The 21,902-nt window shown below is 68.7% G+C and carries 20 protein-coding genes, 1 tRNA gene and 1 other RNA gene; 6 read left to right on the forward strand and 16 right to left on the reverse strand.

All coding sequences use genetic code 11. The annotated features are described in order from the left end of the window. Positions 1–3: 3 nt before the first annotated feature. The 7 genes from AC07XS_RS01130 to rnpB all read right to left on the reverse strand — a co-directional run bounded on the left by AC07XS_RS01130 (position 4) and on the right by rnpB (position 7,287). A complete protein-coding gene (locus tag AC07XS_RS01130; protein WP_182713314.1) occupies positions 4–1,434 on the reverse strand; it encodes a UDP-N-acetylmuramoyl-tripeptide--D-alanyl-D-alanine ligase in 1,431 nt (476 codons plus the stop codon). After that, positions 1,427–2,884, reverse strand: a complete 1,458-nt coding sequence (locus tag AC07XS_RS01135; RefSeq protein WP_054766441.1) for a UDP-N-acetylmuramoyl-L-alanyl-D-glutamate--2,6-diaminopimelate ligase — start codon at positions 2,882–2,884, stop codon at positions 1,427–1,429. Before AC07XS_RS01135 ends, AC07XS_RS01130 begins: the two co-directional genes overlap by 8 nt. Further along, positions 2,881–4,653 (reverse strand): peptidoglycan D,D-transpeptidase FtsI family protein, encoded by a 1,773-nt coding sequence (locus AC07XS_RS01140; protein WP_054766442.1) that lies wholly within the window; start codon positions 4,651–4,653, stop codon positions 2,881–2,883. The genes AC07XS_RS01135 and AC07XS_RS01140 overlap by 4 nt, the downstream gene beginning before the upstream one ends. Further along, positions 4,650–5,075, reverse strand: a complete 426-nt coding sequence (ftsL, locus tag AC07XS_RS01145) for a cell division protein FtsL (protein WP_182713313.1) — start codon at positions 5,073–5,075, stop codon at positions 4,650–4,652. Before ftsL ends, AC07XS_RS01140 begins: the two co-directional genes overlap by 4 nt. Continuing rightward, complete coding sequence (gene rsmH / locus AC07XS_RS01150) at positions 5,072–6,040, reverse strand: 16S rRNA (cytosine(1402)-N(4))-methyltransferase RsmH (RefSeq protein WP_182713312.1); 969 nt, start codon at positions 6,038–6,040, stop codon at positions 5,072–5,074. Before rsmH ends, ftsL begins: the two co-directional genes overlap by 4 nt. Beyond that, positions 6,037–6,513, reverse strand: coding sequence for a division/cell wall cluster transcriptional repressor MraZ (locus tag AC07XS_RS01155; RefSeq protein ID WP_054766445.1), 477 nt, complete (start codon positions 6,511–6,513; stop codon positions 6,037–6,039). Before AC07XS_RS01155 ends, rsmH begins: the two co-directional genes overlap by 4 nt. 394 nt (positions 6,514–6,907) lie before the next feature. Beyond that, an RNA gene (gene rnpB, locus AC07XS_RS01160) (RNase P RNA component class A) lies at positions 6,908–7,287 on the reverse strand. Positions 7,288–7,398: 111 nt separating this feature from the next. Here rnpB and AC07XS_RS01165 point away from each other — a divergent pair. Then, positions 7,399–8,268, forward strand: a complete 870-nt coding sequence (locus AC07XS_RS01165; RefSeq protein ID WP_182713311.1) for a hypothetical protein — start codon at positions 7,399–7,401, stop codon at positions 8,266–8,268. Here the strand turns inward: AC07XS_RS01165 and AC07XS_RS01170 are convergent. From AC07XS_RS01170 to sppA, 3 genes are all read right to left on the reverse strand, one after another. Further along, positions 8,265–9,026, reverse strand: coding sequence for a peptidoglycan recognition protein family protein (locus AC07XS_RS01170; RefSeq protein WP_182713310.1), 762 nt, complete (start codon positions 9,024–9,026; stop codon positions 8,265–8,267). The genes AC07XS_RS01165 and AC07XS_RS01170 overlap by 4 nt on opposite strands. 13 nt (positions 9,027–9,039) lie before the next feature. Next, a complete protein-coding gene (locus tag AC07XS_RS01175; protein ID WP_054766448.1) occupies positions 9,040–9,363 on the reverse strand; it encodes a hypothetical protein in 324 nt (107 codons plus the stop codon). A gap of 115 nt (positions 9,364–9,478) precedes the next feature. Beyond that, positions 9,479–11,257, reverse strand: a complete 1,779-nt coding sequence (gene sppA / locus AC07XS_RS01180) for a signal peptide peptidase SppA (protein ID WP_152950810.1) — start codon at positions 11,255–11,257, stop codon at positions 9,479–9,481. Between the two features lie 225 nt (positions 11,258–11,482). On the opposite strand from sppA, the gene panD reads away from it, so the two are divergent. Next, positions 11,483–11,839: an aspartate 1-decarboxylase gene (gene panD / locus AC07XS_RS01185; RefSeq protein ID WP_152950811.1), complete on the forward strand. Its 357-nt coding sequence runs from the start codon at positions 11,483–11,485 to the stop codon at positions 11,837–11,839. 68 nt (positions 11,840–11,907) lie between these two features. On the opposite strand, the gene AC07XS_RS01190 is transcribed toward panD, so the two are convergent. Beyond that, the gene (locus AC07XS_RS01190; RefSeq protein ID WP_182713309.1) at positions 11,908–12,660 is read right to left on the reverse strand and encodes an SIMPL domain-containing protein; all 753 of its coding nucleotides are present in this window, start codon (positions 12,658–12,660) and stop codon (positions 11,908–11,910) included. A gap of 223 nt (positions 12,661–12,883) precedes the next feature. Here AC07XS_RS01190 and AC07XS_RS01195 point away from each other — a divergent pair. Further along, positions 12,884–12,959: transfer RNA gene (locus AC07XS_RS01195), tRNA-Ile, on the forward strand. 391 nt (positions 12,960–13,350) lie between these two features. Further along, on the forward strand, positions 13,351–14,439 hold the full coding sequence (locus AC07XS_RS01200; RefSeq protein ID WP_054766452.1) for a hypothetical protein: 1,089 nt from the start codon (positions 13,351–13,353) through the stop codon (positions 14,437–14,439). A 137-nt stretch (positions 14,440–14,576) separates the two neighbouring features. On the opposite strand, the gene AC07XS_RS01205 is transcribed toward AC07XS_RS01200, so the two are convergent. Further along, positions 14,577–16,070 (reverse strand): serine hydrolase, encoded by a 1,494-nt coding sequence (locus AC07XS_RS01205; protein ID WP_182713308.1) that lies wholly within the window; start codon positions 16,068–16,070, stop codon positions 14,577–14,579. A 79-nt stretch (positions 16,071–16,149) separates the two neighbouring features. Here AC07XS_RS01205 and AC07XS_RS01210 point away from each other — a divergent pair, with 79 nt between their 5' ends. Further along, the gene (locus tag AC07XS_RS01210) at positions 16,150–16,683 is read left to right on the forward strand and encodes a MarR family transcriptional regulator (RefSeq protein WP_182713307.1); all 534 of its coding nucleotides are present in this window, start codon (positions 16,150–16,152) and stop codon (positions 16,681–16,683) included. A 12-nt stretch (positions 16,684–16,695) separates the two neighbouring features. On the opposite strand, the gene AC07XS_RS01215 is transcribed toward AC07XS_RS01210, so the two are convergent. The 4 genes from AC07XS_RS01215 to AC07XS_RS01230 form a co-directional block, all read right to left on the reverse strand. Next, positions 16,696–18,009, reverse strand: a complete 1,314-nt coding sequence (locus AC07XS_RS01215; RefSeq protein WP_182713306.1) for an Hsp70 family protein — start codon at positions 18,007–18,009, stop codon at positions 16,696–16,698. Between the two features lie 68 nt (positions 18,010–18,077). Next, positions 18,078–18,923, reverse strand: a complete 846-nt coding sequence (locus AC07XS_RS01220; protein WP_182713305.1) for an HpcH/HpaI aldolase/citrate lyase family protein — start codon at positions 18,921–18,923, stop codon at positions 18,078–18,080. Further along, on the reverse strand, positions 18,923–19,597 hold the full coding sequence (locus AC07XS_RS01225; protein WP_321207938.1) for an SDR family NAD(P)-dependent oxidoreductase: 675 nt from the start codon (positions 19,595–19,597) through the stop codon (positions 18,923–18,925). The genes AC07XS_RS01220 and AC07XS_RS01225 overlap by 1 nt, the downstream gene beginning before the upstream one ends. A 37-nt stretch (positions 19,598–19,634) precedes the next feature. Continuing rightward, positions 19,635–20,144: a GAF domain-containing protein gene (locus AC07XS_RS01230; RefSeq protein ID WP_182713303.1), complete on the reverse strand. Its 510-nt coding sequence runs from the start codon at positions 20,142–20,144 to the stop codon at positions 19,635–19,637. Between the two features lie 165 nt (positions 20,145–20,309). Here AC07XS_RS01230 and AC07XS_RS01235 point away from each other — a divergent pair, with 165 nt between their 5' ends. Further along, positions 20,310–21,899 carry a tetratricopeptide repeat protein gene (locus tag AC07XS_RS01235; protein ID WP_494732643.1) on the forward strand — a complete coding sequence of 530 codons (1,590 nt, stop codon included), beginning with the start codon at positions 20,310–20,312 and terminating at the stop codon, positions 21,897–21,899. Positions 21,900–21,902 lie beyond the last annotated feature (3 nt).

Consider the following 21,902-nt stretch of genomic DNA (forward strand, 5'->3'; position numbering starts at 1 on the left):
TCTCTATCGGGTCGCCGGGGGCGTGTCAGGGCTTGAAGGGGCGGTTTGAAGATCGGCCAGGGCCTTGGCGACCAGGGACGCCCTGGACCCGTTCGATCCCTTGACCATGACGATATCGCCGGGGCCCGCCAGCACGGACGCCTCGGCGGCGAGTTCGGCGGCGGTTTCGCGCCACAGGCCGCGTCGCGAGACCGGCAGGGCGTCGTACAGATGACGCATCTGGGGACCGGCCGCATGGACCAGGTCCAGGCCGGCGGCCTCGATCGGCTGGGCCAGGCCCTCGTGCAGGTCGCGGCTCTGGTCGCCCAGCTCCAGCATGTCGGTCAGGACCGCGATGCGGCGGCCGGCGGCGGGGCGGGCGGCCAGGCTCTTGAAGCCCGCCGTCATCGACAGGGGATTGGCGTTGTAGCTTTCGTCGATCAGGGTGAAGGCGCCGCCGGGGACGGCGACGGCGCGGGTCTGGCCGCGTCCCGCCAGGGGCTGGAAGCCGGCCAGGGCCTGAAGTCCCGTGTCCAGCGCCACGTCCAGAGCGTCCAGCATCAGCAGGACGCACAGGCTGTTCAGGCCCCAATGGGCGCCGGACTGGGCCAGGCGGTACTCCAGCGGCTGGCCGAACAGGTCTGCGAAGACCGTCGCCCCTTCGGCGTCCGGGCGGAAGTCCTTGAGGCGGGCGTCATGGCCCGGATCGGTCCCGAAGGTCACGAGGCGCGCCCCGACCGCCCTGGCCGCGTCGCACAGCAGGCCCGAGAAGGCGACGTCGCCGTTGGCCACCGCCGTCCCGCCGGGGACCAGGCCCTGGAAGATGGCGGCCTTTTCGCGCGCCACCCCCGCCTCTCCATCCGAGAAGGCCTCGATATGGACCGGACCGACCGTGGTGACGCAGGCCGCGTGGGGGGCGACGAAGCGCGACAGGGGCGCGATCTCGCCGGGGGCGTTCATGCCGATCTCGAAGACGGCGCGCCGGGTCTCGACCGGCATGCGCGCCAGGGTCAGGGGCACGCCGATATGGTTGTTGTAGCTCTTGATCGAGGCGTGGGCCGGGCCGGCCAGATCAAGCCCCGCCTTGATCGCCTGGGTCACGCTGGTCTTGCCGACGCTGCCGGTGACGGCGCCGCGCTTGACCTGGGGGGCGCGCTCGCGGGCGGCGACGCCCAGGGCCTCCAGCCCGTGCAGGGTGTCGGGGACCACGACATAGGGTCCGCCCTCGACCGGCCGTTCGACCAGGGCGGCCGCCGCGCCGGCGGCGAAGGCGGAGGCTGCGAACTCATGCCCGTCTCGCGCGCCCTTCAGGGCCAGGAACAGGTCGCCGGGGACGATCTCGCGGCTGTTGTAGGTCAGACCCGTGACGGGGCGGTCGTCGCCGTGCAGCACGCCGCCCGTGGCGGCGGCGATCTCGGCGGCCGTCCAGAGCGGGCGGGCGGGTGTATCAGGCATACAAAGACAGGGCCTCGGACGCGACGGTGGCGTCGTCGAAGGGATGAGTCGTCCCGCCGACGATCTGGCCCTGTTCATGCCCTTTTCCGGCGATGACCACCACATCTCCGTCGCGCATCATCTCGATCGCCGCCTCTATGGCCGCGCGGCGGTCGCCGATCTCGAAGGCGTCAGGGCAGCCGGCGCGGACCTGGGCGCGGATGGCGGCGGGGTCTTCGGAGCGGGGATTGTCGTCGGTGACGATGGCGACGTCGGCCAGACGCGCGGCGATCTCGCCCATCAGGGGCCGTTTGCCGCGATCCCGGTCGCCGCCGGCGCCGAAGACCACGATCAGACGGCCGGTCGCATGGGGGCGCAGGGCGGTCAGCACCGTCTCCAGCCCGTCCGGCGTATGGGCGTAGTCGACATAGACCTCGCCGCGTCCCGTCTCGGCGCCGATCCGTTGCAGCCGGCCTTGCGCGCCGGTCAGGCCTTCCAGGGCGCCGATGACGGCGTCGGGGCGGTCGCCGGCGGCGATGCACAGGCCCGCCGCCACCAGGGCGTTCGAGGCCTGGAAGGCGCCGGCCAGGGGCAGCAGGATGTCGCGCACCTCGCCCTGCACGTCCAGGGTCAGGCGCTGGCCCTCCGGCGTCGCCTGGCGGCCGATCAGGGTCAGGTCGCGCCCGCGTTCGCCCACGCCCATGACCCCCAGGCCCGCCATGATGGAGGCGGCGGCGAAGGCGGAATAGGCGTCGGAATCGGCGTTCAGCACCGCCGTGCGGCCGCGCGGCAGCAGGGCCTCGAACAGGCGCAGCTTGGCGGCGCGATAGGCGTCCATGGTGCCGTGATAGTCGAGATGGTCCTGGGTCAGGTTGGTGAAGGCCGCCGCCGTCAGGGCCACCCCGTCCAGACGGCGCTGGTCGATGCCGTGAGACGAGGCCTCGACCGCCACATGGGTCACGTCCTTGGCGGCCAGCTCGGCCATCAGGCGGGCGGCCTCGGCCGCGTCGGGGCTGGTCAGGCCGGGGCCGGTCAGGGCGTAGGTCTTGTCCCCCTTCTGACCGACGACGCCCAAGGTGCCCATGCTGGCCGACTTGTGGCCCAGGCCGGCCCAGATCTGGCGGCAGAAGGCGGCGACCGAGGTCTTGCCGTTGGTGCCCGTCACCGCCACGCAGGTCTTGGGCTGAGCGCCGTAGAAGCTGCGCGCGGCGATGGCGTAGGTCCGGCGCACGTCGCCCGAAGTGACCAGGACCGGCGCCGCGCCGTCGGGCGTGTCGCTGGGCGCCAGCACCGCCGCCGCCCCCTGGGCCAGGGCCTGGGGAATGAAGGCGCGGCCGTCGGCCGTCGTACCCGGCAGGGCGACGAACAGGGCGCCGGGCGCGACCTTGCGGCTGTCGGCGGTCACGCCGGTGATGATCGGATCGGACGCCAGGTCGCGGCGCAGCAGATCGGACAGGTGAAGCGCGCTCACAGCCCGTCCCCCTGCACGTCCTGATATTGCGGGATCTTCTCGCCCGAGGCCGTGCGCCAGCGGTCGGCGCGGCGCTCGACGCCCAGGAAGCCGGCGATCCGGTCGGCGATGTTGCGCACGGCGGGCGCGGCCACATAGGCGCCGGTCTTGGGATAGGTTCCCGGCTCGTCCATCAGGACGAAGACGGCGTAGCGTTTGGCGGTCAGAGGCCCGTCCACGGGGAAGACGGCGGCGAAGGAGCCCAGGGCGTGGCTGGGGTCATAGCGGCCGTTGACCAGCTTGTTGGCCGAGCCCGTCTTGCCCCCGACACGAAGCCCCGGCGCGTCGGCGAAACCGCCCGAGCCCTTGACCACATTGGCGCGCATCAGCTCCAGCACCGCCCGCGAGGTGTCCTCGGTGACGATCTGCTGCGGCTTGGCGCCGCGCGCGCCGCCGCGACGCAGGGACAGGGGCACCATCCGCCCGCCGTTGGTCAGGGCGCCCATGGCCTGAACCATCTGGGCCGGGGTGATCATGATGCCGTAGCCGAAGGAGAGCGAGGCCAGGGTCGAGTTGTCCCAGCGACGCGGCAGGACCGGTCGGGCCGATTCCTTCAGCTCGATGGTGGAGGCGTCCAGCAGCCCCAGGCGCCGGAAATAGTCGCGCATCGTGTCCGGCCCCATCTGCACCGCCAGCTGGGACGTGCCGATGTTGGACGAGTGCAGATAGACCTCTTCCAGGGTCATGACCCGGTTCTGGGCGTGGAAGTCCTTGATCTTGCGGTCGCCGATCTGGAACGCCTCGGAGGCGTCGAACAGGGTGCCCATGTCCGCCCGGCCGGTGTCGAGACCGGCCGCCACCGTAAAGGTCTTGAAGACCGAGCCCATTTCATAGTGGCCCGACACCGCCCGGTTCAGGGTCGCGCCGTCGGGCGCCGCGCCGCGGTTCGACTGGCTGAAGTTGGGCCAGCTGGCCATGGCCAGGACCTCGCCGGTCTGGACGTCGGTGACGATGGCGACCGCGCCCTTGGCCTGGTTCTTGATCGCCGCAGCGGCCAGTTCGTTCTCGACCACCCCCTGCACCCGCAGGTCGATCGACAGGGGGAAGCTTTCGCCGCGCTGGCCCGCCGCCCGGATCTCGTCGTTGAAGGCCAGTTCGGCGCCGGAGATCCCCTGCCCGCCCGTATCGGCGTCGCCGATCAGGTGAACGGCGGAGGTTCCCAGCGGATAGGCGCGGCGATCTTCGGGCTCGAAGGTGACGCCGCCCAGGGCCAGATCGTGGACGGCGGCCTTCTCCTGGGGCGTCAGACCGGTCAACACGATCAGGCGGCGGTCGCCGTCCAGCACCCGCCGAAGCCGCTCGGCCGGAATGCGCGGCAGGGCGCGGCGCAGCTGGCGATAGGCCAGGCCGCGGTCCCAGATCTCCGCCGGGTCGATATAGAGGCCGTAGTGGACGATGTTGATCGCCAGCAGCTCGCCGTTGCGGTCCGTCAGGTCGCCGCGCACCAGGGCGTCGGGGCTGGCGCCGGACCCGCGGGCGCCGGCCGGGGCCAACAGGGCCCGGTAGGAGGCCCCCAGCGCCAGACCGGCGAAGACGCAGGAGAAGACGATCAGGATCAGGAAGATGCGGACGCGGGTGTCCTCTTCCGGGCGGGCGTCGGCGCGGGCGCGTTCGAAGCCGTGCTCCAGCCGCCAGACCAGTTCCGACAGCCAGCGCCAGAAGGGCGACAACCGGCCTTGCAGATCCACGCCCGGCGCCGGCCGGTGATAGCGATGATCCTGAACCGTCATTGCGCCGCCTCATCGGATGGGGCGTCGGCGGACGGGGCGGCGGCCTGAGGCTGAGCCGGGGACGCGGGCGCGGCGGCCGACTTCAGGTGCGGCAACTGGGCTTCATCGGCCTGGCGACGGACGTCGACCGGAGCCATGCCGATCTGGCGCGACAGATTTTCCAGCCGGGCGGGCTGTTCCAGGCGGGCCACCTCGGCGCGCAGCAGGCGGACCCGCTGGCGGTTTTCGCGGATATCCTGTTCCAGCTGGGCGATGCGGCTGCTTTCGCGCGCGGCGGCGGCCTTGGCCGCATAGACCGAGACGATCATCACCGCGACCAGGGCCACGCCGATGATCTCGATCCAGCGGACGCCGCGGATCTTCCAGTCGAACAGCCGCTGCAGGGCGTTGCGGGAGTAGCCGAAGAAGGGCGCCGTGGTCATGCCGCCATCCTCGTCTTTTCGGGCGCCCAGGCCGGGGCCTCGGTGCGGATCGCCGCCCGCAGCTTCGCCGAACGGGCGCGCGGGTTGGCGGCGCGTTCCGCCTCGCCCGCTTCGCGCGCGCCCTTGAACTGAAGGGCGAAGCTGGGCTTGCGCGGGTCGACGGCGATCGGGGCGTGACGTGATCCGGCGGGCGTATTGCCCGTCCGTTCGGTCAGGAAGGCCTTCACGATCCGGTCCTCCAGCGAATGGAAGGTGACGACGGCCAGACGGCCGCCGGGGGCCAGGGTCGCCTCGGCCGCCTCCAGCCCGCGCTCCAGCTCGCCCAGTTCGTCGTTCACGGCGATGCGCAGGGCCTGGAAAACACGCGTGGCCGGATGGATCGGCGCGCCGCGACGGCCGCCCAATGCCTTTTCGACCACCTCGGCCAGGTCCAGGGTGCGGGTGAAGGGCTGTTCGACCCGGCGACGCAGGATGGCGGTGGCGACCCGCCCCGACTGACGCTCTTCGCCGTACAGTTTAAAGATGTGGGCCAGGGGGCCGTGGTCCCAGCCGTTGACGATGTCGGCGGCGGTCTCGCCCTCATCCGACATCCGCATGTCCAGCGGGCCGTCGCGCATGAAGGAGAAGCCGCGCTCGGCCTGATCCAGCTGCATCGACGAGACGCCGATGTCGAAGACGGCGCCGTCCAGCCGGGCCTTGCCGCTGTCGGCAAAAGCTTGGGCCAGGCCCGAGAAGGGAGTGCGGACCAGTTGGAACCGGTCGGGGAAGTCGGCGGCCACGGCGTCGGCGTGGGGCTGAACCGTCGGATCGCGATCCAGGGCGATCACGGCGGCGCCGGTCGCCAGAATGGCGCGCGTATAGCCGCCGGCGCCGAAGGTGGCGTCAATCACGACCTCGCCGGGCGCGGGCTTAAGAGCCTCGATCACCTCGGCGAGCAGGACGGGGGCGTGGGGCGCTTCAGTCACGAACCGCCTCCTGCCAGCTTCATCTGGGCCGCCAGTTTCAGAGCGCCGATCTGGGCCATGCCGGCCTTGGCCAGGGCGCGCTGTTCGGCGCGACGGGCCGCCCACTTCTCGCGCGACCAGATCTGGAACCGGTCGTTCAAGCCGACGATGACGACCGTGTCCTCCAGACCCGCCTCGGCGCACAGGGATTCGGGCAGGGTGATGCGGCCGCCCGCGTCATAGGCCAGGCGGACCTGTTCGCCCATCACCTGCCATTCCAGGGCCGAACGTTCCTCGGAGCCGAACGGCAGGGATTCGATCATCTCGGCATAGACGGCGAACAGACGGTCGCCGCCCGCTTCCAGACAGTCGGCCTCGATGGAGGGAAAGATGAAGACGCCGCCGGCCGCGCCGTTTTCGGCCGTGCGGAAATCATTGGGGATCAGGAGACGGCGTTTGCCGTCCAGCTGCTTCTCGTAGGTCGAGAGAAACACGCCCTGCCCAATCGAACCCTTCGGCCCGTCCCTTAGATGCCTGACGAACGCCCGCCGCGCCCGCCTCTCAGCCCCATCTCATGAGAGTGGGATAGCATGGGATGAAATGGGTCTCAATGGGATCAGCAGTGTTACTTAACCATGTTTTCACGCGATTGGACTTGAAGTCGCTCCGACGGAGAGAACATAAGCGGAACTTGCAAATTATTCACAGGCTGTGGATCAGTCTAGGCAGTCCAGCGCCCACAAGAGGTTAACGGGCGCCGCCGTGTGGACGGCCCGATCCGGCGGCGAAAGATGGGGATGGAAGCAACTGCCTCAAGCGGGCTGAAGACGCGCCGCCCAAACGAAAGGCCTCAAGTAGGCCGAAGGCCGATAGGCCCTCAAAAAAAGATATGCCAGACGGCCTGTAAGCCGGGTTTTGTTCCGCCCCGAAGGACGGCGACGATCATTCCTCTGGACCGTCCATTGCTGAACGGTTCTCGCGACCTACCCGGACATCCAGGGCGGTGAGCCCCGCGAGGCGAACCCCGCACGATGTCCCTATTTGGTCTTGCTCCAGGCGGGGCTTGCCATGCCGTCCCTGTCGCCAGGTCCGCGGTGGGCTCTTACCCCACCCTTTCACCCTTGCCGCCCGCGAACGGGAGGCGGTTTGCTTTCTGTGGCGCTATCCCTCGGGTCGCCCCGGGCGGAAGTTATCCGCCGCCTTTTCACCGTGGAGCCCGGACTTTCCTCGACGGACGCGAAGTCCGCCGCGACCGCCCGGCCGTCTGGCGGGGGCTAGATGCGCCGCCCGGCCGCCCAGGTCAACAGCAGGCGGATCATTCGCGGCTTGACGAGACCGGGGGCGCCGTGACTGCTGGGCGTGGCTGGAAGGGCGAGACCATGACGAAGACGGCGACGAACAAGAGCGTGCGGCTGATGGCGGTATTCGGCCTGGCGTCCCTGGCCGCCGTGGGATTGGGCGCCGCCGTCTGCGCCCTCAGCGGCGTATCGGCGGCCTCCTGGGGACGGAACCTGGCGGCCTGGCTGGTCGGGGCGGTGATCGCCGCTGCCCTGGCGGCGGCGGGGCGGCGCATCGTCTCGCCGGGGGCGGCGCTGGCGGTCGCCGGACTGGCCGTGGCGGGGCTGGCGGCCAGCTTCTTCAATCCAGCCCAGGAGGGGGTGCATCGCTGGATCGACGCCGGGCCGCTGCACGTCAATATCGCCATGGTCGTCCTGCCGTCCCTGTCGGTCGTGCTGGCGGCGGCCGAGGATCGTCGGGCGATCTGGGGCGCCGCCGTCGCAGCCCTGATCCTGCTGGTCGCCCAGCCGGACGCTTCTCAGACCACGACCCTGGCGGCGGTCCTGATCCTGGTCGCCGCCTTTCGTGCGCCCGGCCGTGGAGTGAAGGCCGCCTTGATCCTGTTCGCCGGCGTTGCGGCCGCAGCGGCCTGGATGCGGCCCGATCCGTTGCAGCCGGTGGCCGAGGTGGAGGAGATCGTCGGCCTGGCCTTCCAAGTCTCTCCGCTGATCGGCGGTCTGGCCCTGATCCTTCTGGCCGTCTTCGCAGCGGTTCCGGCCGCCCTGACCCGGCCTGACGCCAGACTGAAGCTGGCCGGCGCCGCACTGAGCCTGTGTCTGGCCGCCTGGGCGGTCACGCCCTTGTTCGGCGCCTTTCCGGTTCCCTTGGTCGGGGTGGGCATGAGCCCGATCCTGGGCGCCTGGCTGGGGGTCGGACTGCTGGCGGCGACGGCGCGCGCGCGAACCTACTAATCCAGCACGCCCGTGACGCTCTCGACGCTGGCCAGCTGCAGCAGGCCGACCAGACGGGCGCGGGTCTCGCCGTCGGCGACGCCGTCGACGCGCCCGGGCCGCCAGTGGCGCTGGAAGGCGCGGACGGTGGTCTCGGTCTCGGCGTCATAGTCGCCGCCGGGCGCCAGCCCATAGCCCAGCCGGTGCAGGCCGGCGCGCAGGACCACGACCCCGATCCCCTGGTCGCCCTTCTGCAGCAGGCCGCCCAGGGCCTTGACCCGTTCGGGCGCCGGTTCGAACCACAGGCCGTGTCCGGCCTCGGCCAGCCGGTTCCAGGGAAAGAGTTCGCCGGGATCGGTCTTGCGATCCGGCGCCAGGTCGGAATGGCCGATGATGCGGTTGTCCGGGATGGTCCAGCGCTGGCGGATCTCGCCGATCAGGGCGATCACCGCGGCGATCTGGGCCTCGGGAAAGGGGCGATAGCCGAACTCATGGCCCGGATTGACGATCTCTATGCCGATGGAGACGGCGTTGCAGTCGTCTTCGCCCCGCCAGACGCCCCGGCCGGCGTGCCAGGCGCGCCGTTCCTCGGGCGCCAGCTGGAAGATGCGGCCGTCCTCCTCGACCAGATAATGGGCCGAGACCTTGGCCTCCGGGTCGCGCAGCCGCGCCAGGGCGGCCTCGCCGGTCTCCATCCCGGTATAGTGCAGGACCAGCATATCGGGCGGCGCCCGGCGCGCATCGAAGTTCGGCGAGGGCGCCGCGATCAGCTCAACCATGGTTCAGGGGGCCTCAGCGGCCGTGGCGGTCCCAGCCGTAGGCGACCCAGGTGCCGTTGACCTTGTGCGCCTCGATCAGCTCGGGGTCTCCGGCGCGACGGCGCGGGGTCAGGTTGCGGCGCGCCCGCATGGCCAGACCGGCCAGAAAGACCAGCACGCCGGCGAACAGGGCGATCACGGCCACCGCGGCGGCGGTGAAGACGGCCAGAACAGCGCCCACCGCCATGGCGGCGACGGCGGCGATCAGGCCGGCGACCCACAGGATGGAGGCGACCAGGCCGTTGGGCCGGCGACGGGCCGCGACGCCCAGGGAGGCGAGACGTTCAGACTGGAACATGGATCATCCTTTCAGACGTTCCGCAGAACGCCCAAGCCTCAATGTCGGTCCATTGAGACGTGCGGTCAATGGAGCGCCCCCTCACGCCTGTGTGCGATGGATCGTCACGCCTCCTTCAGAAGACCGGCTGATCGGCCAGCACGACCGCGCCCTCGCTGCGCATCCGCTCGCCCTCGATGCGGCGCATGACGGCCTGGGCCTGAGGGTCGGCCATGACCCCGCCCAGCATGACCAGGGCCTGGGCCGCCTCGCTCTGGACCCCGAACATTTCCGACAGGGCCTCCCACGGCGACTTCTGCTTGGGGAAATGTTTGAAGCGGACCGACTCGCCGGCCGGAATCTTGGCCAGGGCCTTGGCCTTGGCCACCGCCTCGTTCAGCCCGCCCAGCTGATCGACCAGACCCAGAGGCAGGGCCTGGGCGCCGGTCCAGACCCTGCCCCTGGCGATCTCGCGCACCCGCGCCGGCTCCAGCTTGCGGCCGGTGGCGACGCGCGTGATGAAGTCGTCGTAGATCCGGTCCATGGAGGCCGCAAAGGCCGCGCGCTGGCTGTTGGTGAAGGGCTGGGTCGGGGAGAAGGCGTCGGCGTAGGAACCGCCCACGGTCAGCTCGCGCATGTCCACGCCGAACCGGCCCAGGGCGTCGGCGATCACGAACTTGCCGCCGAACACGCCGATCGAGCCGGTCAGTGTCGAGGGCTGGGCCACGATCCAGTCGGCTTCGGAGCTGATCCAATAGCCGCCCGAGGCGGCGTAGGCGCCCATGGAGACCACCACCGGCTTGCCGGCGGCCTTGGCCGCGCGCACGGCGGCCAGGATCTGTTCCGACGCCTCGGGCGAGCCGCCGGGCGAGGAGACGCGGAAGACGATGGCCTTCACGCTCTTGTCCTCGATGGCGTCATAGATGGCTTCGGCCGTATCGTCCGAATGGATGGAGGAGCCGCCGCCGAAGCCGCCGCCGTCGCTGCGGCCGGTCACGATCGCCCCTTCCCCGCCGACGATGGCTATGGCGTTGCGGCCCGATCCGGTCCGTTCGCCCTTTTCAGAGACGTATTTGCCGAATTCGACGATCTCGGCGCCCTTGCCGGCGCGGCGCTTGATCTCGGCCTCGGCCTCCTCGACCTGGCCGATCTTGTCGACCAGCTTGTTCGAAAGGGCCTGTTCCGCCGAATAGGGGCCGGCCTCGATCACCGTCTTCAGGGCGGCCGAGGTCGTCTTGCGGTCCTGGGCGGCGTTGGCCAGGGCGCTGTCGTACAGCGACGTCATCCAGGCCGTCATGGCCTCGCGGTGGGCGGGGGTGTAGTCGCTCTGGGTGTATTCGTTGACGGCGTTCTTGTATTCGTAGCGCTGCTCGAAATCGGCGCGGACGCCGTATTTGTCGAACGCCCGGCCCAGGAACAGACTGTCGGCCGAGAAGCCGGTGGCCTGGAAGCCGGCGGTGTTCTGCATCCACAGTTCAGACGCCGAGGCGCCGACCATATAGGTGGACATCACCGCGCCCGCAGGGGCGAAGCCCTGGCTGTGAGCGATGACCGGCTTGCCCGAGGCGCGGAAGCGGCGGATCGCCTGGCGCAGCTCATCCGCCGAGGCCGGGGTCATGCCGCTTTCCGGCAGGCGGACCAGCACGGCCTTGACGCCGGCGTCCTCCTGGGCCTGGGCCAGACCGTCCACCACCTGGGTCACCGACAGGCCCGATCCCCCGAAGGCCGCGAACGGATTGGTCGAGGGCTGGTCGCTGATCCCCTCGCGCAGGTCCAGTTCCAGCACCATGGTCGCGGGCGTCGTCGGCTTGGAGGCGCCGGCGATGGCGACCGTCAGCAGAACGACCGGGACCACGACGACGAACAGGATCAGTCCGGTGAAAACCCCCAGAACCGTCAGAAAGAATTGCTTCATGGGAAAAGGCGCGCTCGCAAGAGGCCGGAATGGCTCAGCCGCACCATAGAGCGGGAACAGTCACCGTCAAATGAACGTCGTGCAACGTGCGGGCGCAGTTCGGCGCCGCACACGGCCGCGGTTGCGATGCGGTGCCGCGATTGATGCGGAGGGCGGAAATCCCTATATGAGCCGCCTGCGAGCGGGGGCCTATCGCCCCGTGTCCTATTTCGGAGACCGCCGTCCATGCTGGTCACCCTGATGAAGTCCAAGCTGCACCGGGCCACGGTGACCCAGGCCGACCTCGATTACGAGGGGTCGATCGCCATCGACATGGACCTGCTGGACGCGGCCGGAATCTATCCGAACGAACAGGTCGATGTGCTGAACATCACCAACGGCGCCCGTTTCACCACCTACGCCATAGAGGCCCCGCGCGGCTCCAGGGTCATCGGCGTCAACGGCGCCGCCGCGCGCCTGGTCCAGAAGAACGACAAGGTGATCGTCGTCACCTACGGCCAGCTGCCCCAGGAAGAAGCCCGCCAGTGGACGCCCAATGTCGTGCTGCTGGACGATGATAACGAGATCAAGCGCCCGGCCTGAGCCGAGATCGACGCCGATGCAAAAAGGCCCGCCGGCGACGGCGGGCCTTTCTCATTCTGCGCCCGGGATCAGCGGGCGATGTCGTAGACGCCGGTGATGTCGATCCGCACCGTCAGTTCGCCGGCGGCCACCGGCGTGCTGTCACGGCTTTCCATCGCCACGGCGCGGGCGGCGAACATCGGCTGCGGCGGCTGGGGCGCATAGCCGCCGCCTTCGCTCAGGTTGCGGATGCCCGCCAGCTGGACGTTCAGGGCCTGGGCGTACAGCTGAGCCTTGGCCTGAAGCGCCTGCACGGCCTGTCGGCGCGCCTGGTCCTCGGCCGCCGAGGGATCCTTCAGGCCGAAGCTGATGCCGTCGATCTGATTGACCCCGGCGGCCACCACGGCGTCGGCGGTGGTCCCGACCTTGGTCAGGTCGTTGATCGTCACCGTCACCCGATTCACGGCCTGATAGCCGCGCAGCTTGGGCGGTTCGTTCTGCTGATAGTCATATTGCGCCGACAGGTTCAGGCCCGAGGTCTGGACATCGCGCTCGGCGATCCCGGCGCGGCGCAGGGCGGCCATGACCTGGGTCATGCGGGTCGCATTGTCGCGCATCGCCTCCTGGGCCGTCGCCGCCTCGGTCTGGACGCCGAAACTGATGGTCGCCATGTCCGGCGCGGCCTTGACCTCGCCATAGGCCGACAGGTTCAGCGAGGGCGGAGGCTGCATCATTTGGACGCCCGGCTGGACCGTCTGGGCCGCAGCCGGCGCGACGGCGCCCATCACCGCAGCGGCCGTCAGGGCCCCGCCCAGCATCAGGGATTGGAAGGCGCGTTTCATGAAGATGTCTCCGTGGAAGATCCCGACCGACGGGGTCGTCGATCCATGGCCGTAACCTTGGCCTTTTACGCCTGAACGAACGTCCGGTCGTCGATGTCGGTTTCCGTTCATCTTGATGAATTCGCCGAAACGGACGCGGCGAAGATCAGGCCCTTGGCAAGCCGCGCCCTCCCCTGCTAGGCCGTTCCTCCCGCCGCGCCGCGCCTCTCGGCCGCGTCCCTGGGGGCCTGTAGCTCAATGGTTAGAGCCGACCGCTCATAACGGTCTGGTTGGGGGTTCGAGTCCCTCCGGGCCTACCACGGGACTTCTTTCTCTGAATTTCTCAGCCCTCAGGGGTCTAGCCGAAACGGCCGAACACAAGTAGTCAAACAGCAGATCGCTTGTGCGGTCGATGTCGAACACCCACTTCTCTCTCTTCCAACCGTCGGGAACACGGCGGCGGCGAAGGGATTTTCTTAATCATGGGCCGTTAGGCTCTGAACGTCGGTATTTTCCGACTCTGGAAGCGAGGCAATGAGTATGCGTGCGACAGAAACGATCTAAGCCCCGCCAGCGGGCTGCTGGTTTTTCGCCGAACGGCGAGTGAAAGGGACAGGGCCTCACCAGCCCTGTCCTTTTTGCTTTTTGGCCCTTCCTTTTTGGATTGCCGCGTTCGCTGAAAACGAGCTTTATGCCACCGGGAGGCGCGTGATGTTCAAAGGCAGGTGGTGGGACAGGCTGGGTTGGTTGGCGGGCGCCATAACCTGGATCGCGGGCTGGGCGGCGATCTTTTGGCCGCCGATCCGAGAGTATGGAAAATGCGTGGCGATCAGCGACCCTGCCTTGGCCCACCGGCTGAACGCTGTTGCGGCGGGCCAAGCAGGCGAACTGCCCAAGGTCTGCACCCACGACGCCGTCGACACCTTCATCGCCCTCCTGCAAATCCCGACGCCGATCTATCCAGACGTGCCGATCGGCGGCTATCTGTTCTTGGCGGCGAGCGTCATACCCTTGGTGGTGCTGGGCATCTGGGTTCGACAGGCGATCGAATACTGGGACAATGCGCGCGTCCCACTGTCGGTTTTGGAGACCGACGTCACCCTAAGCTTCGCCGAGCCCGACATGAAGCGGGCAATTTTGACGAGGAAGCAATTCTTCCACGCCAACCAACCCGACGTGGGCGCCTATCATTCGACCACCAAGGTGGATGGGGAAAAGGCGTCGATAGACCCCGACCACCAAGTCTTTGACGCCCAGGTCGGACATCGCTCGATCAAGGGGGAAATCATAAAGCAGGGCAACGAAAAATCGATCAATGTGATCGAGATCTACAACGAATCCCTGCCTCGAAATCCGCTCATAACCATACTGCCCAACCAGGTAGTACATTCGATTTACAAGAATTTCGGCGCATTCTTCAATGTGATCGTCAAGAGAACGACTGTCATTCATCTGGTCGATGAATACAACGCAAAAGAACCGTTCTACTCCATATCTTCGATGCGATATCCGGTGACGAACGTAAAACTGAGGTTCCTTTTCCATTCTGAAACCGCGCCGTCTCCAGAAGACATCTCCGCCTTCCTGATCAAGGACAATCTGGCGATGCGGCTGGCCTTGCCGCCTTGCCATGAGGGCGCCTTCACCACCTATGAGGTGGCGGTGCGAGAGTTCAAATCCGCGACGATCCGCGTCGCCTGGAACAATCGGAACCTGTTCGCTTGGAAGGAGCGGCAGCCGACGGCGGACAAGCCGTCTCAGCCGCAAGCCCCGACCGCGGAGAAGCCTGCGAAGAAATGAGACGTCGCGCCGAACGCGCAGCGCGAGCCTCAGCCGCCCTGGGTCCAGCGTTCGACGTCCGGCTCCAGTCCGATCAGGGCCAGGCCGGCGGGGATGGATTCGAACTCGCGGAAGACTCGGTCCGACAGCGCTCGCCGTCAGCTTTCAGGGAGGCCTTTTAGGCGCTTCAGCCCCTCGCGGGCGTACTCATTGTCTGGATCAAGCCGCAGCGATGTTTCGAAATGGGCGATCGCCGCCGCAAAGTCGCCCTCGGCCGCTGAAAGGTCGGCGAGGCCGTCATGGCTGAAGGCCGATTGCGGAAACTGTTCGAGGGTGAAGGCGAACAGGCGGCGCGCCTCCTCCATCGCGGGCAGGCCGGACAGTTCATAGCCGATCTCGACCAAAAGTTCATCGGTGGCGAAGGCTTCGGCCGAGGGCTGGGCCGCCTTCATGGCCTGATACTGGCGGATTCCAGCCTCGGCCCCGCCCGCCATCACCGCGTCCAGGATCACCGTCTTGGGCTGAACATCCGGCAAGGACGTCGCCTCGCCGAAGTAGAGGCCGGCGAGGGCCCGGGCGGTCCCGCCGCCGCTGGCCTCGTCGCTGTTGCTGAGGACCACGATGGTCAGGTCGTCGTCAGGAAAGCGGGCGACCATGTTCGAAAATCCCGGCCCGCTGCCCGCATGGCCGACCATACGACGACCATGCCAGGAGCGGATCTCCCAGCCGAAGCCGTAGTTGTTGCGCGCCCCGTCGGTCATCTGGGCCAGGGAGGCGGGAGAGACCAGCCGCCCGGCGCCGACCGCCTGGGCCCAGGTCGACAGATCGTCCACGGTGCTGCTGAGCCCCGCCTCGCCGTAGACGCCGGTCATCGACTGCGGCGTCGCCTCGATGAAGGTGGAGCCGATCGAATAGTAGCCGGTCGCCAGATGAGGGATGATCCGGCGTGAAGCGTTGAAGACCGTATGATCCATGTGGAGCGGCGCCAGAATCCGCTCACGAAGGACCTCCGGATAGGGTTTGCCGGCGACCCGTTCGATGATCGTCCCCAACAGGTTGTAGCCGGTGTTGCTGTACCGATAGCCCTGGCCCGGCGCGAATTCGAGCGGCCGATCCCGCACCAGGGCCACGACGCCGCCGGGGCCGTAGGTTCGGCTGTCCAGGGCTTCGTCCCAGTCCGGCAGGCTGGTGTAGTTGGGGATTCCGGAGGTGTGGGTCAGCAGTTGCCGCACGGTGACGGCCCGCCAAGCCGGGGGACAGTCGGCGAGGTGGTCGCAGGCCAGGTCATCGACGCTGAGCCGCCCCTCCTCCTGCAGCATCATGATCAGAAGGGCGGTGAAGGGCTTGGTGACCGAGGCCAGTTGATAGACGGTGTCGGTGTCATTGGGGACGTCGAAGGCCCGGTTCGCCAGTCCATAGCTTCCCCGGAAGACAGGCCTCCCGTGCGCGGCGACCAGGACAGTCCCGCTGAAGGCCGCGTTCTGCACCGCCGCCTTCATATAGGCGTCGAAGGCCGCGCTCAGATCGGGTGCGACGGCGGACGGTGACGGGGCTGACTGGAGCTGGGCGGCCTGGATCGAGGTCGCGCACGCGCCGCTCAGCAGGGCGCAGGCAGCTGCGGCAGCCGCGCGCCAGGTCTTGTTCAAAGCCACGTCAAATCCTCCGTCACATCCAGATATCTTTGCATCAAATTATTTTACGTCAAGATATTTTACACAAAGGTTTGTGCGCGTGGTTTTCACCGCCTATCCTCCCCCCATGATCCAGACCCCCTCCTCGCCGGACGTGATCGACGCCGTCCTGGCTGACTGGCGAAACGCGCGGCCCCAAACCCAGGCCGACGCCCTGAACATCGTGGGACGCATCCTGTGGCTGGGGCGACGGTACGAAGAGGCCGTGGCGCAGATGCTGGCCGAACACGGCCTGTCCTATTCCGACTATGACGTGCTCGCGACCTTGCGCCGCGCCGGCGCGCCCTTCGAACTGTCGCCGACGGATCTGGCTAAGCGTGTCCTGCTGAGTTCGGGCGGCCTGACGGCCTGCCTGCGGCGTCTGGAGACGCGAGGCCTGGTGTCGCGCCACAGTGTGAAGGAAGACCGCCGACGCCTGTTGGCGCAGCTGACGCCGGAAGGTCTGACCCTGGTCGAGGGTTTCATAGACCCGCGTTTCGCCATGGCCGAACGCGCGCTGGCCCCGCTGGACCCGACCCAGAGACGGGAGGCGGAGACGGTGCTGCGCCGCCTGATGACGGCGGCGGAAAACTGAGGCTGCTGCGGATCAGCCGCCCTGGGTCCAGCGTTCGACGTCGGGCTCCAGTCCGATCAGGCCGGCGGCGATGGATTCGAACTCTCCGCCGGTCTCGATCCGGTCGGGGCCGAAGCGGCGGGTGAACAGGGTGCGGACGGCGGGGGTCAAGGAGGTGCCGCCGGTCAGGAAGACGCGGTCGATGGTGGAGGGGGCCAGGCCGGAGCGGTCGATGGCTTGGTCCAGCGCCGCCTCCATCTCGGCCAGTTCGGGGGCGATCCAGGCGTCGAACTGGGCCCGCGTGACCGTCGCCTCGATCCGCACCCCGCCCGCGACGAAGCGGAAATCGGCCGTCTCGTCCCGCGACAGATCCTGTTTCAGGCTGGAGACGGCGCGGTACAGGGCGTGGCCGTGGTTGTCGTCCAGCACCTCGATCAGCCGCTCGATCTTCTCGGGCTCAAGCGAGGTGGTCGCCAGGGCGCGGATGTCGCGCATGTCGCGCGACGCCCGCAGCAGGGCCAGCTGGTCCCAGCGGGCGAAAGCGGAATAGTAGCGCTGGGGCGCCGGCAGGGTCTTGCCCAGGCTGGTGTAGAAACTGCCCTTGCCCAGTTCGGGCGAGACCAGATGGTCGATGATCCGATAGTCGAAGGCGTCGCCGGCCACTCCGACGCCGGATTGGGCCAGGGGCGTGGATTTCAGCCCCTCGGGCGTGCGTTCGAACCGGACGATGGAGAAGTCGCTGGTGCCGCCGCCGAAGTCGGCGACCAGGACGGTGGCGTCCTGTTTCAGGGTGCGGGCGAAATAGAAGGCGGCGCCGACGGGTTCATAGGCGTAGCGGACGTCCTGGAACCCTAGCCGCTTGAACGCCGTCTCGTAGCGCGACAGGGCCAGGGCCTCGTCGGGCCGATTGCCGGCGAAGGTCACGGGGCGGCCGACGATGACGCGGGGCGGCAGATCGGCCATGGCGGCCCCCGCATGGTGGCGCAGCTTCAGCAGGAAGGCGGACAGCAGATCCTCGAACGTATAGCGCCGGTCGTGGATGCGGGTCTCGGTGAAGGCGGCGCTGGCGGCGAAGGTCTTGAACGACTGAATGAAGCGCGTGTCCACCGGATCGTCCACATAGGCCTCGATGGCCCAGGGCCCGGCCTCGACCACCCGTTCGGGGCGACCGCCGTCTTCGGCCGGGTGGAACTGGAAGCTGAGGGCCGAGCGGAAGGTGGAGACGCCGCCCGCCCCGTCAACCGTGAAACGGACCAGCTCGGCGCCGGTCGCAGGATCGGCCAGGGCCACGACCGAATTGGTCGTGCCGAAGTCTATGCCGATCGTGATCGGTTGCGGCGTGGTCATGACCCGGCTCCTCGAAGGGCGGGCTTCCTACAGTGTCCCGGCGGATTAGGAAACGCCGGATCGGGGCTCTACCGGCGGTTCGTCGCCTCGGCGTGTCGCGCCAGCAAGGCCTCGGCCTGGCCCAGGTGCAGACGTTCGACCATGGCGCCCCCCACCCGGATCGCGCCTCGCCCCTCGGCTTCCGGCGCGGCGAAGGCCGCCACCACCGCCTGCGCCGCCTGGACCTCGGCCTCGGACGGGGCGAAGGCGGTGTTGGCGGCGGCGATCTGGGACGGATGGATCAGGCTCTTGCCGTCGAAGCCGTACAGCCGCCCCTGGGCCGCCTCGGCCGCCAGACCATCGACGTCCTCGATCCGGTTGAACACCCCGTCGACGGCCAGCAGTCCGTGCGCCCGCGCCGCGACCACCAGGGCCGCCAGCCAGGGCTTGAACGGTTCGCGATCCGGCGACGCGCCCGTCCCCAGGGCCTTGGCCAGGTCGTTGACCCCCAGCATCAACCCCTGAAGCCCCCCGCCCGCCGCCGCAATCTCGCTCAGGGCGATCAGGCCGCGCGGCGTCTCGATCATGACCCACAGGGCCGCGCCCGGCGCCCCAGCCGACAGGGCGTGAACCGTCTCGGCCGTCTCGACCTTGGGCGCGACGATCAGACCGGCGCGCGCATCCGCCAAAGCACTCAGATCGTCCTCGCCCCACGCCGTGTCCAGGGCGTTGATCCGCACGCCCAACCGGGGCCGGAAGCCGCCCGCCTTCACCGCCGCGACCGCCGCCGCCCGCGCGTCGATCTTGGCCTCGGGCGCCACCGCATCCTCCAGGTCCAGGATCGCCACGTCGCAGTCCAGCGTCCGCGCCTTCTCCACCGCCCGGCCGTTCGAGGCCGGCAGATAGAGGACGCTGCGGACCAGATCGCGCCGCATCAGACCCGCCCGGTCACAGGGACCAGCGCCCCGGTCATGGCCCGGCTCTCAGGCGAGGCCAGGAACAGGATCACCGCCGCCAGATCGGCCGGCGCCACCCAGGTCGCCGGATCGGCGTCGGGCATGTCCTTGCGATTGGCGGGCGTGTCAATGATTGACGGCAACACCGCATTGACCGTTACGGACGTGGTCTTCAGCTCCTCCGCCAGGGCCTGGGTCAGGGCGTGGACGCCCAGCTTGGCGGCGCCGTAAGCCCCCATACCCGCGCCGGGCTTCAGCGCCGCAGCCGAACCGACATTGACGATCCGCCCGTCCGACGCCGCCTTCAGATAGGACAGAGCCGCGCGGCTGGCGTTCAGGGCGGTGGTCAGGTTCAGGGCCTGCATCCGGTCCCAGGCCGGCTGCGCGTCGTCCGTCGTCTGCCAGACGAAGCCGCCGGCGATATTGGCCAGGACGTCCAGCCGGCCGTAGCGGCTGATGACAGAGGCCACGGCCTCCTCGGCCTGGACCGGGTCGGTCAGGTCGACGCCGCCGATCTCAAGCACCCCGGGCGGAACCGGATGGCCTTCGGCATGGTCGATGACGGCGACCGCCAGCCCCGCCGCCAGGGCGGCCTCCAGCACGGCCCGGCCCAGCACCCCGTGCCCGCCCGTGATCGCGATCACCCGTTTCATCTCGTCCTCCATCCCTTTGCCCCTCTCGTCTGTCGGCTCAGCCTGCGGCGAAGACCTTGGCCATCAGGCGTTCCAGCCCCGCCTGGTCCACGGCGTCGAAGGCCGCCGGGGTCGTCGCATCCACGTCAAAGACGGCGATCAGTTCGCCCGAGACGTCAAGCACCGGCACGACGATCTCGCTGGCCGAGCGGCTGTCGCAGGCGATGTGACCGGGAAAGGCGTGGACGTCTTCGACCAGCTGGGTCTGGCGCGTCGCCGCCGCCGTCCCGCACACCCCGCGCCCGAAGGCGATCCGCAGACAGCCCAGCGTCCCCTGATAGGGTCCGACCACCAGTTCGTCCGCCCCATCCGGCGTCTTGTCCGGCGCGACGACGTAGAAGCCGGTCCAGAAATAGTGGTCGAAGGCGTCGGCCAGCATCGAGGCCACGGTCGCCATCCGCGCGGTCAAATTCGGCTCTCCGTCCAGCACCGCCAGGATCTCGGCCTCGACCTCGGCATAGCGGTCCGCCTTGTCGGCGGGGCGGTCGTCGCGGGGGACATAGGACATGGGCGCTCCTTCGATTCGCAGCCGATATAGGCGCCCCCGCCACCGGAAGCGAGCCTTCGTCCACAGGGTTCAATTTGTTAAATACCGGAAATCGCACAACAAGGTTCGGCGTAGCCAAATTTGCCGCTTGCTGTGGCGCCGCTTTGTCGCAAAACATTGTTAACCATGTTTGGCGGTCTGACCCGTCGGCGTCGGCGCGCCGTCCTGCGTCGCGTCGGCCAGTTGGGATTGCGGGAGCGACAGGAAGGTATGGGCGAGTACGACAACGCCGGTCACGGTCCATCCCAGCTCCAGCGGCATCGCATGCCCCTGGCCGGCGGCGCCGTGGCGGTTCTGGTCCTGCTGATCGCCGTCCTGCTTCTGGCCAGCTGCGGCGACGGCGCCCCCGACTTCTGGCGCCGAGGGGCCCAGAACGAGGCCGCCCTGTCCTGCCCCCGCCCAGCCTCGGTGACGGGATCCGAATTCAACGCCCAGGAGGCGAGCCTGCGCCACCTGCGCCGCGCCGCCTTCCGCGGCGACGTCTTCGCCCAGCTGGAGCTGGGCTCGCGCTACGCCGCCGTCCGCGCCACCGACAAGAATATCGAGGATCCGATCGAAAGCTCGGTCTGGTACGCCATGGCCCTGGCCAATGACGAGGGCTACGCCCCGATCAACGGGGTCGAACCCCAGGGCGGCGGCCTGTTCGGAGGGGGTCTGCGCCGCCTGTCGAAATACGACGACTGCCGCGCCTTCGAACGCCACCGCGCCTATCAGGTGCTGGACCGCCAGTTGTCGCGGATGAGCCGGCAGGAGCAGGAGGCGGTGCGCGACCGCGTCATCTACGTCCTCTCCACCCAGGACGCCGAGGGCTATCGCACCCTGGCCCGCCTCCACGACGGTCTCTACGGCCCCTTCGGCGAGCCTGCCGACAATCGCGAGGCCCGTGAGGCGCTCGGCCGCAAGCCCGAGGGCAAGAGCTTGGGCCAGCCGCGTTCGCGCGGCGGCTACTGGGCGGCGGTCAATCTGTTCCAGCGGAACGACGTCGACGCCTATCTCTACAACTATCTGGCGGTCCAGACCGGCGACGTCGGCGCCTATGTGCTGATGAAGGACTTCGAGCGCTCCTCGCCCGGCCGCGCCCAATATGCAGGCTTCGTCGAGGCCAAGGCGCGTCAGTGGACCCCGCCCTTCGAATTCTATCCGCTGGAGGCCCCGGCCTCCGGCGTCCCCTTCTCGGACGAGAGCCGCCCGCGCGGCGACGCCTATGAATACGCCCTGTCCCGGCTTCAGGGCGAACTGCCCTTCATCCATGTGGGCCGCGCCCTGCGCTATCTGGGCGTGACGCCCGAGGCCGTCACCGCCCCCGAACAGCTCTCCCGCCAGCAGATCGAGGCCTTCGAAGCCATGCTCGGCCATGCGACCGAGAGCCGGCTGTCGCCGCTGGAACGGGTCCGCGCCATCCAGCTGGCCGCCGTCAACGGCTCGTCGGAGGCCCAGCTGGTCCTGGCCGTCATGTACGCCGAAGGCATCGGCCTGCCCCCCGACTACGCCCGGTCGTTCAAATGGTTCGAGGAGGCGGCCCGCCAGGGCAGCCCCGAGGCCAAGTTCGCCATGTCCACCTATTTCGCCCTCGGCGTCGCCGGGGTGGCGGACCAGGACAAGGCCGAGGCCGTCGCCTTCCGCATCGAATCCGCGCTGTCGGGCTTCGGCCCCTCGGCTTCGCGCCTGCAGGCCCTGTTGTCCCAGGTGTCCCGCGCCCAACAACAGCGCCGCTGAAAC

Source organism: Brevundimonas sp. GW456-12-10-14-LB3, assembly GCF_059424365.1.